The organism is Mesorhizobium sp. B2-3-11 (assembly GCF_006442215.1).
Lineage (GTDB): Bacteria > Pseudomonadota > Alphaproteobacteria > Rhizobiales > Rhizobiaceae > Mesorhizobium > Mesorhizobium salmacidum.
In genome coordinates, this window is record NZ_VFVS01000001.1 from 191,873 (window position 1) to 215,196 (window position 23,324).

General features: G+C 62.2%; 19 protein-coding genes and 1 tRNA gene. 11 read left to right on the top strand and 9 right to left on the bottom strand.

What is annotated here, in order from left to right:
- Positions 1–6 precede the first annotated feature (6 nt).
- The 5 genes from accC to FJ960_RS00985 all read right to left on the bottom strand — a co-directional run bounded on the left by accC (position 7) and on the right by FJ960_RS00985 (position 4,744).
- On the bottom strand, positions 7–1,350 hold the full coding sequence (gene accC, locus FJ960_RS00965; RefSeq protein ID WP_015318039.1) for an acetyl-CoA carboxylase biotin carboxylase subunit: 1,344 nt from the start codon (positions 1,348–1,350) through the stop codon (positions 7–9).
- Positions 1,351–1,360: 10 nt separating this feature from the next.
- On the bottom strand, positions 1,361–1,822 hold the full coding sequence (gene accB / locus FJ960_RS00970; RefSeq protein WP_140508805.1) for an acetyl-CoA carboxylase biotin carboxyl carrier protein: 462 nt from the start codon (positions 1,820–1,822) through the stop codon (positions 1,361–1,363).
- A 26-nt stretch (positions 1,823–1,848) separates the two neighbouring features.
- Entirely contained in the window at positions 1,849–2,283 is a 435-nt protein-coding gene (gene aroQ, locus FJ960_RS00975) for a type II 3-dehydroquinate dehydratase (protein ID WP_140508807.1), read from the bottom strand.
- A gap of 145 nt (positions 2,284–2,428) precedes the next feature.
- Positions 2,429–3,286 (bottom strand): DsbA family protein, encoded by an 858-nt coding sequence (locus FJ960_RS00980; RefSeq protein WP_140711476.1) that lies wholly within the window; start codon positions 3,284–3,286, stop codon positions 2,429–2,431.
- A 63-nt stretch (positions 3,287–3,349) separates the two neighbouring features.
- Entirely contained in the window at positions 3,350–4,744 is a 1,395-nt protein-coding gene (locus tag FJ960_RS00985) for a M48 family metalloprotease (protein WP_140711477.1), read from the bottom strand.
- 147 nt (positions 4,745–4,891) lie between these two features.
- On the opposite strand from FJ960_RS00985, the gene FJ960_RS00990 reads away from it, so the two are divergent.
- Together FJ960_RS00990 and FJ960_RS00995 are read left to right on the top strand one after the other, a co-directional pair.
- Positions 4,892–6,040, top strand: coding sequence for an aminotransferase class I/II-fold pyridoxal phosphate-dependent enzyme (locus FJ960_RS00990; protein ID WP_140711478.1), 1,149 nt, complete (start codon positions 4,892–4,894; stop codon positions 6,038–6,040).
- A gap of 4 nt (positions 6,041–6,044) precedes the next feature.
- Positions 6,045–6,971 (top strand): glutaminase, encoded by a 927-nt coding sequence (locus FJ960_RS00995; RefSeq protein ID WP_140508812.1) that lies wholly within the window; start codon positions 6,045–6,047, stop codon positions 6,969–6,971.
- Between the two features lie 93 nt (positions 6,972–7,064).
- Here FJ960_RS00995 and FJ960_RS01000 read toward each other — a convergent pair whose 3' ends face one another.
- Entirely contained in the window at positions 7,065–10,013 is a 2,949-nt protein-coding gene (locus FJ960_RS01000; RefSeq protein WP_140711479.1) for a ribonuclease E/G, read from the bottom strand.
- A 653-nt stretch (positions 10,014–10,666) separates the two neighbouring features.
- Here FJ960_RS01000 and FJ960_RS01005 point away from each other — a divergent pair.
- From FJ960_RS01005 to FJ960_RS01035, 7 genes are all read left to right on the top strand, one after another.
- Positions 10,667–11,929, top strand: a complete 1,263-nt coding sequence (locus FJ960_RS01005; RefSeq protein WP_140508816.1) for an N-acetylmuramoyl-L-alanine amidase — start codon at positions 10,667–10,669, stop codon at positions 11,927–11,929.
- Positions 11,930–12,143: 214 nt separating this feature from the next.
- Positions 12,144–14,588: a penicillin-binding protein 1A gene (locus FJ960_RS01010; RefSeq protein ID WP_140711480.1), complete on the top strand. Its 2,445-nt coding sequence runs from the start codon at positions 12,144–12,146 to the stop codon at positions 14,586–14,588.
- 123 nt (positions 14,589–14,711) lie between these two features.
- A protein-coding gene (gene prfB / locus FJ960_RS01015) for a peptide chain release factor 2 (protein ID WP_140711481.1) occupies positions 14,712–15,843 on the top strand; the annotation gives its coding sequence in 2 pieces (ribosomal slippage) (positions 14,712–14,777 and positions 14,779–15,843; 1,131 coding nt in all).
- 603 nt (positions 15,844–16,446) lie between these two features.
- Positions 16,447–16,824 (top strand): hypothetical protein, encoded by a 378-nt coding sequence (locus tag FJ960_RS01020; protein ID WP_140508820.1) that lies wholly within the window; start codon positions 16,447–16,449, stop codon positions 16,822–16,824.
- A 116-nt stretch (positions 16,825–16,940) separates the two neighbouring features.
- Positions 16,941–17,309, top strand: coding sequence for a GFA family protein (locus FJ960_RS01025; RefSeq protein WP_027146857.1), 369 nt, complete (start codon positions 16,941–16,943; stop codon positions 17,307–17,309).
- A gap of 152 nt (positions 17,310–17,461) precedes the next feature.
- Complete coding sequence (locus tag FJ960_RS01030) at positions 17,462–18,112, top strand: OmpA family protein (RefSeq protein WP_015318025.1); 651 nt, start codon at positions 17,462–17,464, stop codon at positions 18,110–18,112.
- Between the two features lie 5 nt (positions 18,113–18,117).
- Positions 18,118–18,969, top strand: coding sequence for a hypothetical protein (locus FJ960_RS01035; protein ID WP_246672576.1), 852 nt, complete (start codon positions 18,118–18,120; stop codon positions 18,967–18,969).
- A 159-nt stretch (positions 18,970–19,128) separates the two neighbouring features.
- Here the strand turns inward: FJ960_RS01035 and FJ960_RS01040 are convergent, their stop codons facing one another.
- On the bottom strand, positions 19,129–20,706 hold the full coding sequence (locus FJ960_RS01040; RefSeq protein WP_181174123.1) for a DEAD/DEAH box helicase: 1,578 nt from the start codon (positions 20,704–20,706) through the stop codon (positions 19,129–19,131).
- A 192-nt stretch (positions 20,707–20,898) separates the two neighbouring features.
- Positions 20,899–21,672, bottom strand: coding sequence for an NAD kinase (locus FJ960_RS01045; protein WP_027146866.1), 774 nt, complete (start codon positions 21,670–21,672; stop codon positions 20,899–20,901).
- Positions 21,673–21,977: 305 nt separating this feature from the next.
- Between FJ960_RS01045 and FJ960_RS01050 the strand changes: the two genes are divergently transcribed.
- Both FJ960_RS01050 and FJ960_RS01055 read left to right on the top strand, forming a co-directional pair.
- Positions 21,978–22,199: a hypothetical protein gene (locus FJ960_RS01050; RefSeq protein WP_246672578.1), complete on the top strand. Its 222-nt coding sequence runs from the start codon at positions 21,978–21,980 to the stop codon at positions 22,197–22,199.
- 263 nt (positions 22,200–22,462) lie between these two features.
- A complete protein-coding gene (locus FJ960_RS01055; protein WP_140711483.1) occupies positions 22,463–23,032 on the top strand; it encodes a DUF2569 family protein in 570 nt (189 codons plus the stop codon).
- A gap of 99 nt (positions 23,033–23,131) precedes the next feature.
- Here FJ960_RS01055 and FJ960_RS01060 read toward each other — a convergent pair.
- Positions 23,132–23,207 (bottom strand) — tRNA-Thr (locus FJ960_RS01060).
- Positions 23,208–23,324: the final 117 nt, after the last annotated feature.

The following is a 23,324-nucleotide window of genomic DNA, read 5'->3' on the forward strand; positions in this document are numbered from 1 at the left end:
TTGGGGCTATTCGCCCTTGGCCAGATATTTTTCCAGCCAATGGATGTCGTAGTCGCCATTGGCAATGTCGGCATTGCCGACGAGATCGCGAAACAGCGGCAATGTCGTTTTGATCCCGTCGACGACGAATTCATCGAGCGCCCGCCGCAGCCGCATCATGCATTCGACGCGGTTGCGTCCATGCACGATCAGCTTGCCGATCAGGCTGTCATAGTAGGGCGGGATCTTGTAGCCGGAATAGACACCGGAATCGACGCGGATGCCGAGGCCGCCGGGCGTGTGGAAATGGGTGATCGTGCCGGGCGAGGGGGTGAAGGTGCGCGGATCCTCGGCGTTGATACGGCATTCGATGGCGTGGCCGTTGAACTTGATGTCTTCCTGCTTGACCGAAAGGCCGCCGCCGGAAGCGACGCGGATCTGTTCGTGGACCAGATCGATGCCGGTGATCGCTTCCGTCACCGGATGCTCGACCTGGAGGCGCGTATTCATCTCGATGAAATAGAACTCGCCATTCTCGTACAGGAACTCGATGGTGCCGGCGCCCGAATAGCCGAGATCGGCAATCGCCTTGGCGCAGATGCCGCCGATGCGCGACCGTTCCTCGGCGTTGAGCGCCGGCGAATTGGCCTCTTCCCAGACTTTCTGGTGGCGCCGTTGCAACGAACAGTCGCGCTCGCCGAAATGCACGCCGCCGCCGAAGCCGTCGCCGAACACCTGCACCTCGATGTGGCGCGGTTTCTCCAGATACTTCTCGATGTAGACCGCGTCGTCGCCGAAGGCCGCGCCGGCTTCCGAGCGCGCCGTCTGCAGGGCGATTTCGAGGTCTGCCTCGGTATGCGCCACCTTCATGCCGCGTCCGCCGCCGCCGGCCGACGCCTTGATGATAACGGGGTAGCCGATCTCGGCGGCGATGCGCCTGGCTTCCTTTTCTTCGGTCACCGCGCCATCGGAGCCGGGCACCACCGGAATGCCGAGGCGCTTTGCCGTGCGTTTGGCCTCGATCTTGTCGCCCATGATGCGGATATGGTCGCCGGACGGGCCGATGAAGGTGATGTTGTGCGCCGCCAGGATGTCGGCGAACTTGGCGTTCTCCGACAGGAAGCCGTAGCCAGGATGCACGGCGTCGGCGCCGGTGATCTCGCATGCCGCGACGATCTGGTGAATGTTGAGATAGCTGTCGCGCGACGGCGGCGGACCGATGCACACGCTTTCGTCGGCGAGCCTGACATGCATGGCGTCAGCGTCGGCGGTCGAATGCACCACCACGGTCTGGATGCCGAGTTCCTTGCAGGCGCGCAGCACCCGGAGCGCGATTTCGCCGCGATTGGCGATGAGGATCTTCTGGAACATCAGGTCCGCTCTACTCGATCACGACGAGCGGCATGCCGTATTCGACCGGCGTCGCGTCCTCGAACAGGATCGCCGTGACAGTGCCGGCGCGCGGCGAGGGGATCTGGTTCATTGTCTTCATCGCCTCGATGATCAGCAGCGTCTGGCCTTCCTTGACCTTCTGGCCGATCTCGATGAACGGCTTTGCGTCAGGAGACGGCGCCAGGTAGGCGGTGCCGACCATGGGCGAAGGGACGGCGTTCTTCGACACGTCGACAGCGGCCGGGGCAGCCGCCGTTGCAGATTGGGCGGCCGCTGCCGGCGCATAGGCCGGTTGCGGTGCGGCGATCGCATGGACGGTGGGCGCCTGCCGTGACACCCGAACCTTCAGGTCGCCGAGTTCAACCTCGATCTCGGTCAGGTTGGTGTCGTTCAGTATGCCCGCCAGATCGCGGATCAGTTGCTGGTCAACACCGGTCTTCTTTATCGACATTTTCGAGCCTTCTGTTTGTTGGCCGGTCATAGGCGTGCGGCCAGCGCTTGCAGCGCCAGCGTGTAGCCGAGCGGCCCAAAGCCACAGATCATGCCGACAGCGACCGGCGCGACCATGGAGACGTGGCGGAACGGTTCCCGCGCGTGAATGTTGGAAAGGTGAACTTCAGCGACCGGCAGTGGCGCGATCGAGCGGATGGCGTCGTGGATGGCAATCGAGGTATGGCTGTAGGCGCCTGGGTTGATGACGATGCCGGCGGCCTTGTCGCCGGCTTCCTGGATCCAGTCGACAAGCTCCCCTTCATGGTTCGACTGGCGGAAATCGATCTCGATCCCAAGCGATTTGCCTGCTTGCTTGCAGTCGTCCGCGATGGCCGCGAGCGTCTTGCCGCCATAGATGCCCGGCTCGCGCTTGCCGAGCGCGTTGAGATTGGGACCGTTCAGGACGAAAACCGTTTTCAAGAAAGCCGACCTTTTCCGGCGCCGGCGTCAAGCCGGCGCGCTGGGCCTCTATACCGGGCATAGTCGCCTGCGGAAAGAGCGCAAGTGCGTTCTTTCACTGTCCACAACAGGCCGAAATGCGCCCGTGAAGAAAACCGCTCGCCGGTCAAAGCGCGGCTTTCGCCGCCTTGATCTTTTCGGCGAGCACTTCCTGCCCGAGTGCCCCGAACACGACCTCGTTGCCGACGACGTAGGAAGGGGTTCCGGTGATCTGCAGCTTATTGGCAAGATCGTAGGTCTTGGAGAAGGCCTCGGGGATCGACGCGTCCTTCATCTTCTCGCGCAGCGTCGCCTCGTCGGCGCCGAGCGAAAGCGCGATCTTGATCGCTGTTGCCTCGGTGGCGCGCCCCTGGCCGCCAAGCAGCGCATTGTGGAACTCGCCGTACTTCTCCGGCATCATCATGTGGAACGCCATCGAAACGACGCTGGCCTTCTGCGAATCCGGGCCAAGGATCGGGAATTCCTTGAGCACGAAACGCAGATCCGGATCGGACTTGGTCAGGGCCCGCATGTCCTCGATGGCGCGTTTGCAGAAGCCGCAATTGTAGTCGTAGAACTCCACGATCGTGGCCTTGCCGTTCGGGTTGCCGACGACGCCGTCGAAGGTGGAGTTGAAGATCTGGTCCTTGGCGTTCTTGATGACGCCGAGCGCCGCGAGCCGCTGTTCCTCCTTCTGCTTGGCCTCGAGCGCGTCCTGCACTTCGAGCAGCACTTCCGGATTCTTCAGAAGATAGTCGCGGATGATTCCCTCGACCTCGGTGCGGTCGATTTTGGTGTCGGCCCCGGCCGTCTGGACAGGCTGTGCCGTCTGGACAGGCTGTGCCGTCTGGACAGGCTGAGCCGTCTGGACAGGCTGTGCCGTTCCGGCCTTCGCAATTTGCGGACTGCCGGCCACGAAACCGAAAGCCAGCATGGCAAGGGCGACCGCAACCCCCGTGGTGCCCAGCAGCAGTGCCTTTTTCATTGTTCTCGTTCCTTCTGCCTGTTTTCCGGTCTGTCGCAGCACGCGGCCGGAGGGTTCATGAGATTACTGGCTCTTGCCTGATGATTTGTAGTTTATGATGTCCTGGGCGCGTATCCAGCGTGGCTCACCGCGCTTCATCTGCTGTTGCGCCCGCATGGCGAAGATCTTCGCATCCTTGTAGTCGCCGGAATAGAAATGGCCTTCGGCGGTGGCAAGCTCGGCGCCCGGTATGTCTCCCAGCTCGCCGTAAGCCTGTGCCAGATAACGATAGCCGGTGGAATTTTCCTTGTCGCGCCCCAGGCCATTGTTGATCTGCACGACAGCTTTCTTGAGCGAGTCGGGCGTGCCGACCGCCATCAGCGCCTGGCCAAGTGAGACAGGCAGCAGGCCGGACCGTGCCGGATCGAGGCTGACCGCCTTGGCGTAGGCGTCGGCCGCATCCTTGGGCTTGTTCGCTTTCATCAATATATCGCCGCGCAGTTCCTGGAAGTAGGCATTCTTGGGCTGCGCCTTGATCAGGGCGTTGGTCTTGGCGAGCGCCGAGGCGAGATTGCCGTAGAGATAGGTCGACTGGGCATCGCCATAGAGCGCCGCCATGCTGCCCCGCATCTTTTGCATCAGCCGCGCCGCGGCGGCCTGGCCCTCCATGTAGACGGCAATCTTCACCCGCATCATGTCGTGGCGCTGCTGCAGCGTCGGCGGGTCGAGCTTGTCGACATTAGGGCTCTGCTTGACCAGCACTTCGAGGTTGGCGATGCGGTCCTGCGGCATGGGATGGCTGATCCGGTAGGGATCGACTTGCGCGCCCGACAGCGACAGCGCTGTCTGGAAGCGGTGGAAGGTCTTCAGCATGCCCATGCCGGACTGGCCGGTGGCGTTGAGATAGGTGATGGCCGAGCGGTCGGCCGTGATTTCCTCGGTGCGCTGATAGGCGAGGATGCTGCGCTGCGCCATCTCGCCGCCGCCAGCCGCCACGCCCATGCCGGCGCCGGCAAGGCCGCGGCTGTTGGTGGTCGCACCGGCAACCATGGCCCCGGCACCGAGCAAGGTGGCGATGATGGCCATTGTCTTGGCGCGTTCGAGCTGTTCGCGCAGTTTCTGCTGGTGGCCGCCGGCGATATGGCCTGCTTCGTGCGCGATGACGCCGATGATTTCGTTCGGCGTCTCAGCCGTCATCAGTGCGCCGGTGTTGATGAACAGCCGGCGCCCGGTGACGAAGGCGTTGAAGCTGGAATCGTTGACCAGCACGATGTCGATGCCGTCATTCGCGAGCCCGGCCGCCTTGAAGATCGGCCGTGCATAATCGCGCACCAGAGCTTCGATCTCGGCGTCGCGTACGACTGGCACACCCTGGGCGAAGGCGGCCACCGAACCGGCCACGGCAACTGCGGCGGCAAGCGAAATCGTCGCGAAGACACGCGTCGCGTTGGCAATCGTCGATCTGGGTCGGCTCAACATAATGTGTCCACTGGTAGACGAGCGGGCGAAAGATGAAAAGTCGGCGCCTGAAAAACTTCCTCAACTTGTGATCCTCACATCAATCGGGCATTTGTGCGGCGCATGCGTCAGGACCTGGCGCGCTCAATCCTCGGGACAGGGGTAAAAATGGTCGTTTCGCTCTCCCATCGCGGCAATGTCGAGCCGTTCCACGCCATGGATGTGCTGGCCGAAGCGAACCGGCTGAAGGCCCTAGGCATACCGGTGATCTCCATGGCGGTTGGCCAGCCATCCGATCCAGCGCCTGTACAGGTTCGCGCCGCCGCGGCCAAGGCACTGGAGGATGGACGCATAGGCTATACCGACACCTTGGGTCTGGCCTCGCTGCGCAAGGCGATTGCCGGGCACTGCGCGGATCATTATGGCCTCGATGTCGACCCCGGCCGGATCGCGGTGACCACCGGATCGTCGGCGGCCTTCAATCTTGCCTTCCTGGCGATGTTCGATCCAGGCGATCGGGTCGCCATCGCCGCTCCCGGCTACCCCGCCTATCGCAACATCATGGCAGCCCTCGGCATCGACGTGGTCGAAATCGAGCTCGGTGACGCGGCTTATCTGCATGCCGGCCATCTGGAGGCCGCGCATCGCGAGAAGCCGCTGAAGGGCGTGCTGTTTGCAAGTCCGGCCAATCCGACCGGCGCCGTCATACCGGCCGACGAGCTGGCGATCCTGGTCACCACGGCGGAGTCGCTCGGTATCGCCGTCATTTGCGATGAGATCTACCATCGGCTGGCCTATAGCGCCCCCGACACCACGGCTCTCGCCTTTAGCAACAGCGTGACTGTGATCAACTCTTTCTCGAAATACTACTGCATGACCGGCTGGCGCATCGGCTGGATGGTGTTGCCGGACGAACTCGTGCGCCCCGTCGAACGCATCGGCCAGAGCCTCTACATCTCGCCGCCGGAGCTGTCACAGATCGCGGCGATCGAGGCCTTTGCCGCAACCGAGGAATTGGAGGCGGTAAAACGGCGCTATGCCTGGAATCGCGAGCTCTTGATGAAGCGTCTCCCGGATCTGGGTTTTCCCCTGGCGGCACCCATGGATGGCGCCTTCTATGCCTTTTGCGATGTCACCCGGCACAGCAATGACAGCATGGCCTTTGCCCGCAAGATGCTGGCCGAGGCGCATGTGGCGGCGACGCCCGGCCGCGACTTCGACACTCGGGCGGGGCACCGCACGATGCGGTTTTCCTATGCCGGCAGCCACGACGACATGGTCGAGGCGATGGCGCGCATCGAACGCTGGTTGAGGTAACGCCATGCCGCTCGAACAGGCGCTGGCGGAAGTCGCGGCGGAAATGGCTGAACGCACCGATCGCGGCGATGTCGCGACCTATATTCCCCAATTGGGCAAGGTCGATCCGAAGAAATTCGGCATCGCGGCCGTTACCAATGACGGCCGCACGCTGGTGGCCGGCGATGCCGACCAGGCTTTTTCGATCCAGAGCATCTCGAAGGTGTTCACCCTGACGCTGGCGCTCGGCAATGTCGGCGACGCACTGTGGAAGCGGGTGGGGCGCGAGCCCTCCGGCAACCCGTTCAACTCGATTGTCCAGCTCGAGCATGAGAACGGCATTCCGCGCAACCCGTTCATCAATGCCGGCGCCATCGTCATTTCCGACATCCTGCTTGCAGGCCACCAGCCGCGCGAGGCGATCGGCGAGATCCTGCGCTTCATCCAGTTCCTCTGCGACGATGAGACAATCATCATCGACCGCGAGGTCGCGGCGTCGGAACGCGCCACCGGCTACCGCAACTTTGCGCTCGCCAATTATATGAAATCCTTCGGCAATCTTCATCATGCGCCGGAACTGGCGCTGGGTGTCTATTTCCACCATTGCGCCATCGCCATGAGCTGCCGACAGTTGGCGATGGCCGGCCGCTTTCTCGCCAATGGCGGCAAGAACCCGGCAACCGGACATTCCGTGGTATCGGCGGAGCGGGCGCGGCGCATCGGCGCCATGATGCTGACCTGCGGCCACTATGACGGCTCCGGCGATTTCGCCTTCCGTGTCGGTATCCCCGGTAAGAGCGGCGTCGGCGGCGGCATATTAGGTATTGTGCCGGGTGTCGCTTCGCTCGCCGTCTGGTCGCCCGGCCTCAACGCCAACGGCAATTCCAAGCTGGGTTCGCTCGCGCTGGAAAAGCTCGCCAGGATGATGAACTGGTCGATCTTCGCGCCATAGGGATCACGACCTGCCGGATATGAAAAATCCCGCGCCGTTTTCGATCGGCGCGGGATTGGTTTATTAGAAAACCAATTCAAGCACTTGAAAAGCTTAGAAAAAGCCTTTCCGCTGCCACCAGCCGGCACGCTTGGGCTTTTCTTCGGTCTTGGCTTCCGGCTCATCGGCGACGGTCGAGGAAACCACCGGTACGACAGGTGTATCGGCGGCTGCCGCCTTGCGGCGTGATGGCCGGGCTTTCGGTGTCTCTCCGGCGACCGCCGCCTCGTCCGATGCCGTGGCTGGCGTTTCGGCGAGTGCCACTTCCGCGGTCGGCTCCCCGGCGACAGCCTCGGCTGCTGCCTTCTTCGGCTTGGCTGCGCGGCGTGGCTTCTTGGGCTTCTCGGTGCTTGGCACCTCATCGCTGACTGGAGCCGCCGGTTCTTCGACGGCAGCGGCAGCCACCGGCTCGATCGCCGCAGGCTCGCTCAGGGAAGCGTCAGCTTCGGCAGGCTCGGTCGTTTCGCCTGCCGCCGCCTCGGTCTCGCCTTCACCGTCTTCGCGACGATTGCGCTTGCCACCGCGCTTGCCGCGCCGGCGCTTCTTGCCCTGGCCATCGTCGGATGCTTCCGCCGTTTCGACGGTCTCGCTTGCGGCGACCGCAGCTTCGTCGTCTGCCTCGGCATCGTCATGGTCCGCCGCGCCTTCCGACGCGGTGAAGCCGTCATCCGACGTGGAGAGGGACGCGCCGTCCGTCGGGGCGCCATGCTCGCGTTCGCGATCCTTGCCGCCGCGCCGCCTGCGACGCTTGCGGCGCTTGCGGTCGCGGCCTTCGCCTTCCTCGCCGGATCTGGGCTGCTGATGCTGTGACGGCTGGGCGTGCCGTGGTTGCTCGGCCGGTACCGGTGCTTCGTCATCTTCCTCGACAACGACAATCTCGTCCTCGGGCTCTTCCGGCTCGACATAGGCCGGCAGGCTGCGCGCCTCGACGAAGCCTTCCGGCTTTTCGGCCAGCGCGCCGCGGAAGATCGCGTAGTGCTGGGCACCGACCGCATCGTCGGCCTCGATGGTGACGGTCAGGCCGAAGCGGCTTTCCAGTTCCACCAGCGTGCCGCGCTTGTGGTTAAGCACGTAGAGCGCGGTCGCGGCCGGCGTGCGCACCGTGATGTGGCTGCGCGAATCCTTGAGCAGGAACTCCTCGATCGCCCGCACCACCATCAGCGCCACCGACGAATCGGAGCGCACATGGCCGGTGCCGCCGCAATGCGGGCACGGCTTCATGGTCGATTCCAGCACGCTGGCGCGGATGCGCTGACGCGACATCTCCATCAGGCCGAAATGCGAAATGCGGCCGACCTGAATGCGGGCGCGGTCGTTCTTGAGGTGATCCTTAAGCCGCTTTTCGACGGAGCGGTTGTTGCGGTTCTCCTCCATATCGATGAAGTCGATGACGATCAGGCCGGCAAGGTCGCGCAGCCGGAGCTGGCGGGCGACTTCCTCGGCCGCTTCCAGATTGGTGTGGAGCGCGGTGTCCTCGATCGAGTGCTCCTTGGTGGAGCGTCCCGAATTGACGTCGATAGCGACCAGCGCTTCGGTCTGGTTGATGATGATGTAGCCGCCGCTCTTTAGCGTCACTTGCGGCTGCAGCATGCGGTCGAGCTGCGCCTCGATACCGTTGCGCACGAAGATCGGCGTCGTGTCACGGAACGGCTGAACCACCTTGGCGTGGCTCGGCATCAGCATGCGCATGAAGTCCTTGGCTTCGCGATAGCCCTCTTCGCCGGAAACCAGGATCTCGTCGATATCCTTGTTGTAGAGATCGCGCACCGAGCGCTTGATCAGGCTGCCTTCCTCATAGACGAGGGCAGGGGCCGTGGACTGCAGCGTGAGACTGCGCACGTTCTCCCACAGCCGCATAAGATATTCATAGTCGCGCTTGATCTCGGCCTTGGTGCGGCTCTCGCCGGCGGTGCGCAGGATGACGCCCATGCCTTGCGGCACTTCGAGATCGGCAACGACTTCCTTGAGGCGCTTGCGGTCGACCGCGCTGGTGATCTTGCGCGAAATTCCGCCGCCGCGCGCTGTGTTCGGCATCAACACCGAATAGCGGCCGGCGAGAGACAGGTAGGTGGTGAGCGCCGCCCCCTTGTTGCCACGCTCCTCCTTGACGACCTGCACCAGCAGGATCTGCCGGCGCTTGATCACTTCCTGGATCTTGTACTGGCGGCGCACCGGCTTGCGGCGGTTGCGCACTTCCTCGAGCGCGTCCTCGGCGCCGACCGATTCGATCTCATGATCGTCTGGATGGGAAGAGGATACCTCCTCGAGCATCCCGCGATCATTGTCGGAGGAAGTGGCCTCGCTGCCCTGTTCCGCCTGCGGGACGGGTTCGGAAATCACATCGCCTTCGACGGAGGCGGCGATCGACTTGGGGCCTCCCTCGCTGGCCTCGTTTTCATCCTGTTCGGAAGAACCCCCGTCATGTTCGGGTGCACCGTCATGTTCGGATGCGCCGGCGTCTTCCGAGGCATCGGACGCGTATTCCGCGGTCCCTGAAACGTCGGACAGGTCCTCGGCTACGGCATCCGGGCCATTGTCGTTGTTTTCGTCTGTTTCGCCGGCGGCTTCGTTTGCCTCGCCGGAATCGGCCGTGCCGGCATCGCGTCTGTTTTCACCACGGTCGCGGGTCTTGCCGCCGCGCCGACGACCGCGCCGTCCACGATCCCGGCTCTGGCGATCGTCGCCTTCGCCGTCCTCGTTCTCCTCGTCCTCGGCCTCCTGCGCTTCCGCGCGCAGCAGTGCCTGACGGTCGGCGACCGGAATCTGGTAGTAATCGGGGTGTATTTCACTGAAGGCGAGAAAACCGTGACGGTTGCCGCCATATTCGACAAAGGCTGCCTGAAGGGAGGGTTCGACGCGCGTTACGCGGGCGAGGTAAATGTTTCCTTTGAGCTGCTTCTTGTCCTGGGATTCAAAGTCGAATTCTTCGATACGGTTACCGCGTACGACGACTACGCGTGTTTCCTCCGGGTGGGAGGCGTCTATCAGCATTTTGTTGGGCATTATTTCGTTTCCCCCCGGCAGCCGTCAGCCGCAGCTGGCGGGGCAAAGCCCGCTGCTGTGTGTCTGGATGAGAGTGGGTGCCGGATAATTGAACGTCCGCCGGACGCTGCCTGCGTGTCATGGCGGTGCCGCCCGCAGCCATATTGGCGCGGTTTGATGCGGACCTTTCCATGATTGCGCTTGAAGCCATCGTCACCAGCAGAACCTTTTGAACCAAAGCCCGGAAACCGGACCAGCTTGTTTGCTCATACAGAGCCGGCGCGGGAACAAACCCGGCCGTTTTCCTCACGCAGGTGATTCCCCCGCCACGGGAGCACACCTGCGAAATTCGTCGCAATCACCTGAAGCCTTTTCGCGTGAAGCGAAAGGAGCCGCCTTTCATCTGACCCTGTAGCAGGAAGCTGCGGAGGAGGGCGGTTCCAGGATTGCAGTGATCCACCATCGCTTTTATGATTTGGCGGGTTGGAAGGCAACCCCGATTTCCGATGCCGGCAAAAAGCAGTTCCGTAGCGTAAGCCTGGTTCCGATCCTTGCGTGAAAAGGCTTGGTTAACCTTCTCTGGATACCAATCGTTAATCGAGTTCGCGGCCTAACCGGCACTTCGACTAAACGAGCCGGCGCCTGGCGCCAAAGCGGGAGCGACTAGAAGAGAGATGGGACTGGCGGACTTCACAGACAAGGGATGTCGTGTTGGCGGCCAGATTCTCCGTGCCTTCTGTCTCGTGTTGCTGGTGGTGTTTTCGTCCGCCTTTTCCACGATTGCCAGTGCCGCCGACGCGCCGCTTGTGGCGAAGGGCTACAAAATGGCCGGCGATGCCACCAAGATGCGCATCGTCATGGATTTCGATCGCGAGCCTGACATCAAATGGTTCCTGCTGCGCGGACCCAACCGCCTTGTCATCGATCTTGCGAACACCCGATTTGCCATCGATGCCAAGGATTTGAAGCCGCGTGGCCTGGTCAAGGGCGTGCGGCTCGGCGAACTCGGCGAGGGCGTTTCGCGACTGATCCTGACAGGCAAGGGACCGTTCGCCGTCGACAAGCTCGATGTGCTCAAGAACGAGGACGGAACCGGCTACCGCATTGCCATCGACATGTCGGCGGCGTCCGAACGTGAGTTTGACGCCGCGCTTGCCAATCAGGCGCTGACCACCGGTTCCACGGTTTCGACCGATAAAGGCGGCCGGGTCGGCACGGGACCTGTCTCCAATCCCGGCCACAGGTTCACCGTCGTCATCGACCCCGGCCATGGCGGCGTGGACGGCGGCGCCGAAGGCCTGAACGGCACCATCGAGAAGAACGTCACACTGGCCTTTGCCACTGAGCTGCGCGACAAGCTCGCGGCCGTCGGCAGATACGATGTCTTCATGACCCGTGATACCGATGAATATCTGCGCCTGGACGACCGCGTCCGCATTGCGCGCCAGCATGAGGCCGATCTGCTTATTTCGATCCATGCCGACACGATCAGCGTCAAGGGCATCCGCGGCGCCACTGTCTATACGGTCTCCGACAAGGCTTCCGACCCTCAAGCACAGGCGCTTGCCGACCGTGAAAACCTGTCGGACCAGTTCGCCGGCATGGTCATCAAAGACGACAACAAGGAAGTGACCGACATCCTGATCGACCTGATCCGCCGCGAGACGCACAATTTCTCGATGAGTTTTGCCCACACCTTGGTCGGTCAGCTCTCGACCAGCGTCGGCCTTATCAACAATCCGCAGCGTTCGGCCGGATTCAAGGTGCTGAAGGCCCCGGACGTGCCGTCCGTGCTGGTCGAGCTCGGCTATCTCTCCAACGCCAAGGACGAGGCGCAACTGCTCGACACCGAGTGGCGCGGCAAGGCAGCGCAAAGCATCACCAACGCCGTCGCGTTGTTCGCTTCCGCCCGTGCCGGGGCCCGAACCGGAGGTTGACAATGCCCGGCAGCGCCTGCAACCAGAGGCGGCGTTGCGGGATGACAACACTCGCCGCTTTTATTTCCGGCTTGCGGCCGCGAAACGCGGCCCTGCCGTATTTTGTCCACATGGTGGCGACATGGGTTTTCGATTACGGGTTGGGACCGGCTCGAAAGCTTGCGTGGAAGGCGGCTTCGTTTAGGAAATTCCCGAACCAAGGACTGGAGCGGGTATGATTCGTCTCATTGGCTATTTCTTCGGCATCGGCACGACGCTGGCCCTCCTGGCCGCGGCGGGCGTTGCCCTTTACATCGGCCATGTGGCAAAGGATCTGCCAGACTACGAAGTGCTGGCCAAGTACGAGCCTCCGGTGACCACCCGTATCCATGCCTCGGATGGCGCGCTGATGGCGGAGTATGCACGGGAACGGCGCCTTTATTTGCCGATCCAGGCCATCCCGGATCGCGTCAAGGCTGCCTTCCTGTCCGCGGAGGACAAGAACTTCTACAGCCACCCTGGTGTCGACATAACGGGGTTGGGCAGAGCGGTGATGACTTACGTTTCGGGTGGCCCCATGCAGGGCGGCTCGACGATCACCCAACAGGTTGCCAAGAACTTCCTGCTGACCAACGAGCGCTCCCTGGAACGCAAGGTCAAGGAAGCCATCCTTTCGTTCCGCATCGAGCAGGCCTATTCCAAGGATCGTATCCTCGAGCTCTATCTCAATGAGATTTTCTTCGGCTTCAATGCCTATGGCGTTGCCGGTGCCGCACTGACCTACTTCGATAAATCGGTGAACGAACTGACCGTGGCCGAGGCCGCTTATCTGGCATCGCTCCCGAAAGGTCCGGCCAACTACAATCCCTTCAAGCACGCCGACCGGGCAATTGAACGGCGAAACTGGGTGATCGGCCAGATGGTCGAAAACGGTTACGTTACGCCCGAAGAGGGCGCGAAAGCGAAGGCCGAGCCGCTTGGCGTTGCTCCGCGCCGCACCGGCTCCTACCTTTTCGCCGGCGAGTATTTCACGGAAGAGGTTCGTCGGCAGATCATCGCCCGCTACGGCGAGAACGCCCTCTATGAGGGCGGGCTGTCGATTCGCACCACCCTTGACCCGAAGGTCCAGCTCATTGCCCGCAAGGCGATGCAGAATGGGTTGATGAAATACGATACTTTGCGCGGCTATCGCGGGCCGGTGAAGACGATCGACGTCTCCGGCGACTGGGGTGTGCCATTGGGTGCCGTCAAGGGACTGGAAGACGTTCCCGAGTGGTCGCTGGCCGTCGTGCTCGACAGTTCGGCGTCCGGGCTGTCGATCGGCCTTCAGCCCGCACGCCAGGCGTCGGGCGATATCGTGAAGGAACGCGTCGAAGGCACCGTCAGCAAGGAAGACATGGGCTTTGCCATGCGCCATGTGGTCGACGGCAAGACGGTCAAGGCCAGGTCGCCGGCCGACGTGCTGAAGCCGGGCGACGTCATCTTCGTCCAGAAGAACGACGGTTCCGACAATACCTACAGCTTGCGCCAGGTTCCCGAGGTGGCAGGTGGCCTGATCGCGATGGATCCGCACACCGGCCGCGTGCTGGCCATGGTCGGCGGTTTCTCTTATTCGCAATCCGAATTCAACCGTGCCACGCAGGCGATGCGCCAGCCGGGCTCGTCGTTCAAGCCGATCGTCTATTCGGCCGCGCTCGACAATGGTTATACCCCGGCCTCGGTAATCATGGACGGACCGATCACCATCCAGAGCGGCAACACAACCTGGACGCCGAAGAACTATGACGGCACGGTCGCCGGCCCGGCAACGCTGCGTTCCGGCATCGAGAAGTCGCGCAACCTTATGACGGTGCGGCTTGCCAATGACATGGGCATGAAGCTGGTCGTCGAATATGCCGAGCGCTTCGGCGTCTATGATCATCTGGCGCCATACCTGCCGATGGCGCTGGGTTCGGGCGAGACGACCGTCATGCGCATGGTTTCGGCCTATTCGATCATGGCCAATGGCGGCAAGTCGATCAAACCGACGCTGATTGACCGCATCCAGGACCGCTACGGCAAGACGGTGTTCAAGCAGGATGAGCGTGGCTGCGAAGGCTGCAACGCGCCTGAATGGAAAAACCAGCCGGAGCCGGAACTGGTCGACAATTCCGAGCAGGTGCTCGATCCGATGACCGCCTACCAGATCACCTCGATGATGGAAGGTGTCGTCCAGCGCGGCACAGGCGCCACCATCGGCGAGCTTGGCCGCCACATCGCCGGCAAGACCGGCACCACCAATGACGAGAAGGACGCCTGGTTCATCGGCTATACGCCGAACCTCGTGGTTGGTCTCTACATGGGCTACGACACGCCGCGCGGCCTTGGCCATGGCGCCACCGGTGGCGGCCTTGCCGCCCCGATCTTCAAGGATTTCATGCGCGTGGCGCTGGACGGCACGCCCAATGTCGACTTCAAGGTGCCCGACGGCATGAATCTGATCGCCATCAACCGCAAGACCGGCATGCGCGCCTCCTCGGGCGATCCCGGCACCATCATCGAGGCCTTCAAGCCGGGCACCGGCCCCGCCGACAGCTACTGGGTGATCGGCATGGGCGCCGACGGCTCCAACGCTTCCGGCGGGGCACTGTCGCCGCAGGCCAACCAGGCCATCCAGGACGGCGGCGGCGGCCTTTACTGACGAATTCAAACGTCCGAACGGGCCAGCCTGAGGCTGGCCCATTTCGCTTTACACATGGCGGCACCGTCCCTATGTATCGCGCCGACCGAAGCGTCATTCAGCAACAGGACAAAATATCAGGCCATGCGCGCGGAAACGCAGAATATTGTCGATGAGATCAGGCAGGCGATTACCCTGCTGAGGAGGCATCTTTGACTGGGATCAGGCCATAAAGCGGCTTGAATACCTGAACGTGCGGGCCGAGGACGCAAGCCTCTGGAACGAACCGCTGGAAGCGCAGAAGCTGATGCGCGAACGCCAGGGCCTCGAGGAAGGCATCGCGGCGGTCAAGGGCCTGACCCAGGCGCTGGAAGACAATATCGGCCTGATCGAGCTTGGCGAGGAAGAGGGCGACGAAGGCGTCATCGCCGAGGCCGAGGCCGCGATCCGCTCGATGCAGGGGGAGGCAAAGGCCCGCCAGGTCGAGACGTTGCTCTCGGGCGAGGCCGACGCCAACGACACCTATCTCGAAATCCATGCCGGCGCCGGCGGTACCGAAAGCCAGGACTGGGCCTCGATGCTGTTGCGCATGTACACGCGCTGGGCCGAGCGCCGCCGCTTCAAGGTCGAGGTGCTGGAAGTGCATGACGGCGAAGAGGCCGGCATCAAGTCCGCCACCTTGCTGATCAAGGGGCACAATGCCTATGGCTGGATGAAGACCGAATCCGGCGTCCACCGCCTGGTGCGCATCTCACCCTATGACAGCAATGCGCGCCGTCATACGTCCTTCTCCAGCGTCTGGGTCTATCCCGTCGTCGACGACAGGATAGAGATCGACGTCTCCGAATCCGACGTGCGCATCGATACCTATCGTTCGTCCGGCTCGGGCGGCCAGCACGTCAACACCACCGATTCGGCCGTGCGCATCACCCATATCGCCACCGGCATCGCGGTCGCTTGCCAGGCCGAACGCTCGCAGCACAAGAACAAGGCCAAGGCTTGGGAAATGCTGCGCTCGCGACTCTACGAGGAAGAGCTTAAGAAGCGCGAAGCGGTCGCCAACGCGACCGAGGCGTCGAAGAGCGATATCGGCTGGGGCCACCAGATCCGTTCCTACGTGCTGCAGCCCTATCAGTTGGTGAAGGATCTGCGCACCGGCGCCGAAAGCACCAACCCGTCTAGCGTGCTCGATGGCGATCTCGACGACTTCATGGAAGCCTCGCTGTCGCAACGCATCGAGGGCGGCGCGGGCGAAGTGGTAGCCGACCTGGATTAGGCTGCTCATGCGGGCAATGACGGCGAGCTCGTCGCAAAAGCGGACGTATCGCCGTGCGGTGAGCGGTTGACCACACGCTTTCCGCCGGTGCCAGCAACAAGCGCGCCGGCTATCGCAAGGTTTCTGGTTCGGCGTATTGCTCTCGTGCGGGAAGAGGGTCTTTTCCTGTCCCCAAAACGGGCGCGTCGCATGTTTGTCATTCGTCCGGCTGCCCACATCTTCGTGGCTGCAGGGCGGCTGGTTCTCCATCGCGGACGATCTGCGGCAATGTCACCAGTGATCAAGAGCATGTGATTGCCCGCATCTGACGATCGGCCGGCTGGAACCACTCCGGATCAATCCCGTTGTTTGCATGCCCCGCCTGCCGGGAACAAACCTGGCCTGAATCTCGTCAGCGGTAGCAGTATGTCATGCGCTTGCGCCCATATCCGGGCGCTGCGGCTTCTTGCGCCGACCAAGGAATCAGCCCAGCATCCAAGCGCTGGGAGACAAAAAGCATTTATGGCCGGACGCGGCATATCTGCGACCTGACGATCCGGCCACTGGGAAGAAACGTTCCGGGAACGGGCAGGCGAAATGCTTGACGCTCGAAAGGAACGTCCTATGTCCGCTGCCACTCCCAGATCGGCCCGAGCCGTTCAACCGGTCGGCCGACTTATGTTTTCCCTGTTCGCCGTCGGCGTGATCGCGATGTGCGCGCCAGCTGCCTTTGCTCATGACGCCACGCCCACGGCGGCAAAGCCGCAGGGTTGGAGCTATCCATTCGCCTGCTGCGCCAACTATGACTGTCGTGCCACGCATACCGGCGAGGTGCTGGAGAAACCCGAGGGCTACGTGATCGCCGGCACCGGCGAGGTGGTTCCCATGACGGACAAGCGCATCAAGGACAGCCCTGACGGCGAGTTTCACTGGTGCGCTCATCAGGCCGGTCTCGACGCCGGCAAGACGATATGCCTGTTCGTGCCGCCGCGCTCTTTTTGATGCTGCGCCGGCGGCCAACGCCATTCGGCAGACGCATCTGCTGACGGACGGTTGTCAGGATCGCTTCTTTATGGTGCCTTGCCGCTTGGGCGACGGACAATGGAGAGGTGATGTTCATGGCCATCAAGGGAAGCTGCCACTGCAAGGCGACGATATTCGAGGTGTCGGAGGCGCCGCGGACGGTGACACAATGCACCTGTTCGTTCTGCTCGAAACGCGGCTCGCTCTGGGCCTATTACACCCCGTCCCAGTTCAAGCTCATCACGCCGCTGAAGAACGTTTCCTTCTACCAATGGGGCTCGAAGACCGTAAAGCATGGTTTTTGCGCAACCTGCGGCTGCGGCACCTTCACCGAAACGCCGGACTGGTCGACCGGCGAGCCGGATTTCGACAATCCGAAGATCAGCGTCAACTCGCGGCTGTTCGATGACTTCGACCTCGACAAGGTCGAAGTGGTGGTCATTGACGGCAAGAATCTCTGGTAGCCCGCCAAGGTGCTTCGATGCGCAACGGACCCGGGGGAAAAGCCGCGACGGCCACTTTTCCCGTTCCGTTTTTCGCCGCATTTCGTGGTACAAGTCGCGACAAGGGCTGATTTGGCGCCATCGCAAGGCGTGACTTGGAGAGGGACCATCCTATGAAGAAGACCGTGCTCGTCGTTATGGCGACGGCTCTGCTCGTGACCGCGTGCACCACCACCGATCCGTATACGGGCGACCAGAAGATTTCCAACACGGCCGCAGGGGCGGGTCTTGGCGCCCTGGCAGGCGCCAGCCTTGGTCTGCTTGCCGGCGGCAATGACCGCCGCAATGCGCTGATCGGCGCCGGCATCGGCGCGCTGGCAGGCGGCGCCATCGGCGCCACCATGGACCAGAACGAGGCTGAATTGCGCCGGCAGCTCGAGGGCACCGGCGTCAGTGTCACCCGTAGCGGCGACCAGATCATCCTCAACATGCCGTCCGACATCACCTTCAACACCGACCAGGACGCGGTGAAGCCCGGCTTCTACCAGGTGCTGAATTCGGTGGCGCTGGTGCTGAAGAAGTTCAAGCAGACCACGGTCGACGTTTTCGGCCATACCGATTCGACCGGTGGCGACCAGCACAATTTCGATCTGTCGCAGCGCCGTGCGCTGGCGGTCGCGAATTATCTGTCCGGCCAGGGCGTCGATCAGCGCCGCTTCGCCGTCACCGGATTTGGCAAGACGCGGCCCGTCGCCTCCAATGCCACTGCCGAGGGCCGGGCCCAGAACCGACGCGTCGAGATCCAGCTGTCGCCGCTCACCTGAGCAGAATGGCGTCTCATGCGAAAAACGGCCCCCAACGGGGCCGTTTTTTTATCCAGGCGTATTTTGGCGCCCGGTTTCATGACGGCGATCAAATAAAATTAGCAATATCTAATAAGTGCTTTTCCGCAGCCGTGGAAAGGATTAGCATCGACGCTGTTCCAGAGGGGATGGGGCGGTTCAATCGGCCGCGCAATCAACATCTTTGCCGCCTCGGTCTTGCACGGCCAGATCATGAAATCTGGGAGGAATGCATGACAAGAACAGCCAGTCTTGGGCGCTGGGGCGTCCTCGCTTTGACAAGCGTTGTAGGTGCATGGTTAGGCCTCGCCACGGCTCATGCCGAGGACGCCGACAAGGCCGACATCGACGCGTTGAAGAAATCGCTCGCCAAATATCAGGACTACACCGCCGCCGTCCGCGATCTCTACCTGTCGACAGTCGGCTGCGTCTATTACAGCGGGGAAAAGATACCCGGCTCCATGGATTATCCGAAGGGCGCCATGGGCATCCATTTCGTCAACGTTCCAAGTGTCGGCCAGAAACTAGATCCGATGCATCCCAATGTGTTGATCTACGAACCAACGAAAAAAGGCCTGCATTTGGTTGGGGTGGAGTGGCTGGTGCCGCTGACCCCGGACGTCAAGGAGCCACCAAAGCTGTTTGGTCAAACCTTCATGGGCCCGATGGAGGGGCACTATCCGCTCATCCCGAAGGAGTTCGTCCACTACGATCTTCACGCCTGGCTCGATGACAATCCGAACGGCATGTTCAGTCCGACGAATCCGAAGGTGAAATGCAACAAGGCCGAGTTTCCGATGCTGGAGAAACCGACCAAGATGATGCCCGGACCGATGTGACCTGGAGCGGACCAGCGTCCAATAGAATTGCCGAACCGCGCCAATGCTTCGTTTCGACGCAATTCCGGACGGAAAAGCGCTAGGCGGCTTTTCCTCGAATTGCTCTTGGCGGCAGGGCAAAAAAGGAGGCAAGCCGGGTAGCCGGCTTGCTGGTTGGAATCAGACCTTGGCGACGATGCGCATGAAGGCCGGCATGTCGTCGCCGAAGCCGACTGTGGTGTCGTTGTCTTCCTGATGGTGGCGGGCAGGGCGGTTGTTGCTGCGCTGCGGCCTGGTGTCACCATGCTCAGGTGCGCGCGGCTCATTGCGGTCGGATGATTTGCGTTCGGTGTTTTCCGAACGGATTGCATCCTTGCGCGCGCGCCGTTCGACAATATCGGCCGTCTCGGCCACATCGGGCTGCGGTTGAGCAACCGCGGTCGCGGCATCTTCCTCGCTGTGTCTGCCGCGACGCTCGCCGCCCTTCTTGCGTCCACCCCTGTCGCTGCGGTCCTCGTCCTTGCGGCCGGCGCGGCGCGGCGCGCCTTTGCCGCGGCGCGGAGCATCGTCCTCGCCTTCGCTGGCAACCACCGTCGACAGGTCGCCGTCATGCCATTCGATCTTGGTGCCGATCAGCCGTTCGATGGCGTCGATATACTTGGTGTCGGACTTGGTCGCGATGGTGAAGGACTTGCCTGAGCGCCCGGCGCGGCCTGTGCGGCCGATGCGGTGGACATAGTCCTCGGCATGGATCGGCACGTCGTAGTTGAAGACATGGCTGACATCGGGAATGTCGAGGCCGCGCGCGGCGACGTCCGAGGCGACGAGATAGCGCAGCTTGCCGTCGCGGAAATTGGCCAGCATCTGCATGCGCGCGCGCTGGTCCATGTCGCCATGCAGCGCACCGGCGTCGAAGTCATATTTCAGCAGCGAGCGGAACAGCTCCGAAACCTCGATCTTGCGATTACAGAAGATGATCGCGTTCTTCAGCTCCGCGTCCTCGGCCTTGATCAGGTTGCGCAGTGTTTCGCGCTTGTCCCAAGGCTTCGAGCCCGATTTGACCAGCCGCTGGGTGATGTTGGTAGCCGCCGACGCGGCCTTGGAGACCTCGACGCGCACCGGCGCATGCAGGAATTTTTCCGTCAGCTTGGTGATCTCTGGCGGCATGGTCGCCGAGAAGAACAGCGTCTGCCGGGTGAAAGGGATCATCTCGCAGATACGCTCGATGTCGGGAATGAAACCCATGTCGAGCATACGGTCGGCCTCGTCTATGACCAGGATCTCGACACCGTTGAGCAGCAGCTTGCCGCGCTCGCGGTGGTCGAGCAGACGGCCTGGCGTAGCGATCAGCACGTCGGCGCCGCGCTCCAGCTTCTTGTCCTGCTCGTCAAACGACACGCCGCCGATCAGCAGCGCGATGTTGAGCTTGTGGTTCTTGCCGTATTTGACGAAGTTCTCTTCGACCTGCGCGGCAAGCTCACGGGTCGGCTCCAGGATCAGCGTGCGCGGCATGCGGGCGCGGGCGCGGCCCTTTTCGAGCCGGGTCAGCATCGGCAGCACGAAGGAGGCGGTCTTGCCGGTGCCGGTCTGGGCAATGCCCAGCACGTCCTTGCCGAGCAAGGCGTGCGGGATCGCGCCAGCCTGGATCGGGGTCGGCTGGGTGTAGCCGGCATCGGTGACTGCGGAAAGCACCTTCGGCGATAGGCCGAGGTCTGAAAAGGTCAACGCTTCTTGAGCGATCGTCGTGTCTGAGGACAAGTGTTGCTGTCTTTGGCTGGTTCGGGGAAGCGCAACGTCATTCGTCGCGGCAAGCGCCACGCGCCTGCAAGATTGGTATTGCGATTAGGCGCAAGCCCACGATTTGTCAACAGAAACGGGCAGGATTGGCGCGATTGTGAAGTTGTAACCTTAATCGCGATGCTTAATCCGGCCGCTTGTCTCTGTGCCGGCTCAGTAACGGAACTGTTCGGCCAGGATGCGTTCGTTCCAGGAGTGGTTGGGATCGAATAACAAAGTCGCGGTGGCAGTCGGCGATTCCCGTACCGTGACCGAGGTCACCGCCTTGACCTCCGTGTGGTCGGCGGCTGCGTTCACCGGCCGCTTTTCCGACTCCAGAATGTCGAAGCGCACGGTCGCCTTGTTGGAAAGCAATGCGCCGCGCCAGCGTCGCGGACGAAACGGGCTGACCGGCGTGAGAGCCAGAAGGGGCGCGTCGAGCGGAAGGATAGGGCCGTGCGCGGAAAGATTATATGCGGTCGATCCGGCTGGCGTCGCGATCATGACGCCATCGCAGTTCAGTTCCTCGAGCCGTATCTGGTCATCGACGCTGATGCGGATCTTGGCCGTCTGATAGGATTGACGCCACAGCGCAACTTCGTTGATCGCCAGCGCCGTGACTTGTTCGCCATCCGAGGTGGTTGCCAGCATCTCCAGCGGGCGGATCGTTTCGGCGACAGCGGCCGCGATGCGCTCGGTGAGTCCTCCGGACCGGTACTCATTCATCAGGAAGCCGATTGTGCCACGGTTCATACCGTAGACTTTTTTTCCCGTACCCATCGTGTCGCGCAAGGTCTGCAACAGGAAGCCGTCGCCCCCCAGCGCCACCACAACAGTCGCCTCGGCGACCGAACATTGGCCATAGCGCGCCGACAGGCTCTCCAGCGCCGCCTTGGCGTCTGTTGTCTCGGACGAGACGAAAGCGATGCTGTTGGCGGCTGTGCTCATGGCTTCCCGATCGCGACCGATTGGCGCCGGCAGGTTCCGGCCGCGCCAGCGCCGGGGTAGCATGAGGCGGGCGGGTCTGCAAAGAGAGCCTCTGCCGGTTCACGAAGCGACGGTGCGGCAGTGCCGCCGCATGGGGCGGTCGCGGTTGATGTCGTGGCGCGACCGAATGTGATGGTTAATGCCAGGCTTAAGGTCTCGTAAAGCCGGACCGATCATGTTAGCCGGCATGGGTGGCGTGGGGCGCCCGCAGCATCTACCTTATCCTTCGGGACGCAAGGGCGCTGCGGCACGTTAGATTTGTGCGCGTGATCCCGCGGATCCTGATGCCGGGGGACATGCGCCAGCCAGACGAGGCCGACATATTGCCGGTAGCACGCCTGATCATCGTCTTTGTCATGTTGGGAAGTTTCGCGCTTGTCTTCGCCGAACTGGTGCGCCAGTCGGAACAAATGAGCGCCAGGCCGGTCCCCACGGCCTCACGCTGCGGTGATGCCGCCGGGATGCCTTGCCCGCAAAGAGCGCTGTAGGCCGCCAAAATAGGCTCATCGATCCTGCACCAACCAAGTCTTCGCCGACGCCCGGCGGCGCTTGCCGTTTTTCAGGAGTGTTCCCGCAGATGGCAGCCTGCCGCTTCCGGGACAGGGCAGGATATTGGTGGCGGCGATCGGGGTGTGAGGGAGCAGGCAGGAGAAATCGTCGCTTCGGTATCGTTGTCTACGAAAATTCAGCTCTTGAGTTGAACTTGAAATCTGATACAACTTAGGAGGGTATTAAAAAGGGGGGGGAATAAATGGGAACGTTTTCCATCTGGCATTGGGTGATCGTGCTGCTGCTGATCGGCGTGCCTGTTTTCTTTGCTGTCCGGTCAGCCGCGAAGCCGTCACAGAATCCTGAGGCTCTTGTGGGCTTCGGTGGCTGGCTGATGCTGCTGGCGATCGGTCAGACATTGTCACCGCTGCGCACGCTCGCCGACTTCGCCAATTCGGCCGACGGCTACCGGCAACTCATGACTCTCCCAAATGGGCCGCTGGCGGTGTATGGGGAGATTGCCCTCAATCTCGCATTTCTGGCGCTTCAGCTGGTTGTGCTGGTTTCGATGCTGCGGCGAAGCCGCCGGTTCCCGCAATTGTTTCTGCTTCAGTGCCTTGCGATCCCTGTCGTTTTTGTCCTGGATACGATCTGGACTTCGTCAATTCTGGGCGTTCCGGTGAACCAGGTGCTCGCAGGCGATGCGCTGGTGGCACCCCTCGCGTCTTTCGTGGGGGTCGGCATCTGGGCTGCTTATGTCTACAAGTCTGTGAGGGTGAGGAATACGTTCACCAGGACGAACGTGTCGGCCCAAATCGCGAGCGCCTCATAGAGAGTGGCGGCGCTCGTAATCGCTCTACACCGGGGTTTCGGAGGACCTGCGTCTAAGGGCTTGGGGTGGCCCGCCACCCGGAGCTCGAAGAGCGAAGGCTGGTGCCCCCGGACGGAATCGAACCGCCGACCTTCGGTTTACAAAACCGCTGCTCTACCAGCTGAGCTACAAGGGCACGGCGCTCCGGTTAGCATATTTGTTGCGCCAGTAAAGACAAAACTCCGTTTTTGGGCGTCGGCCGTGGTGGATGACGCCATGGCCCGTGCTGAAATCCGCAAACGCGCTTCCTACA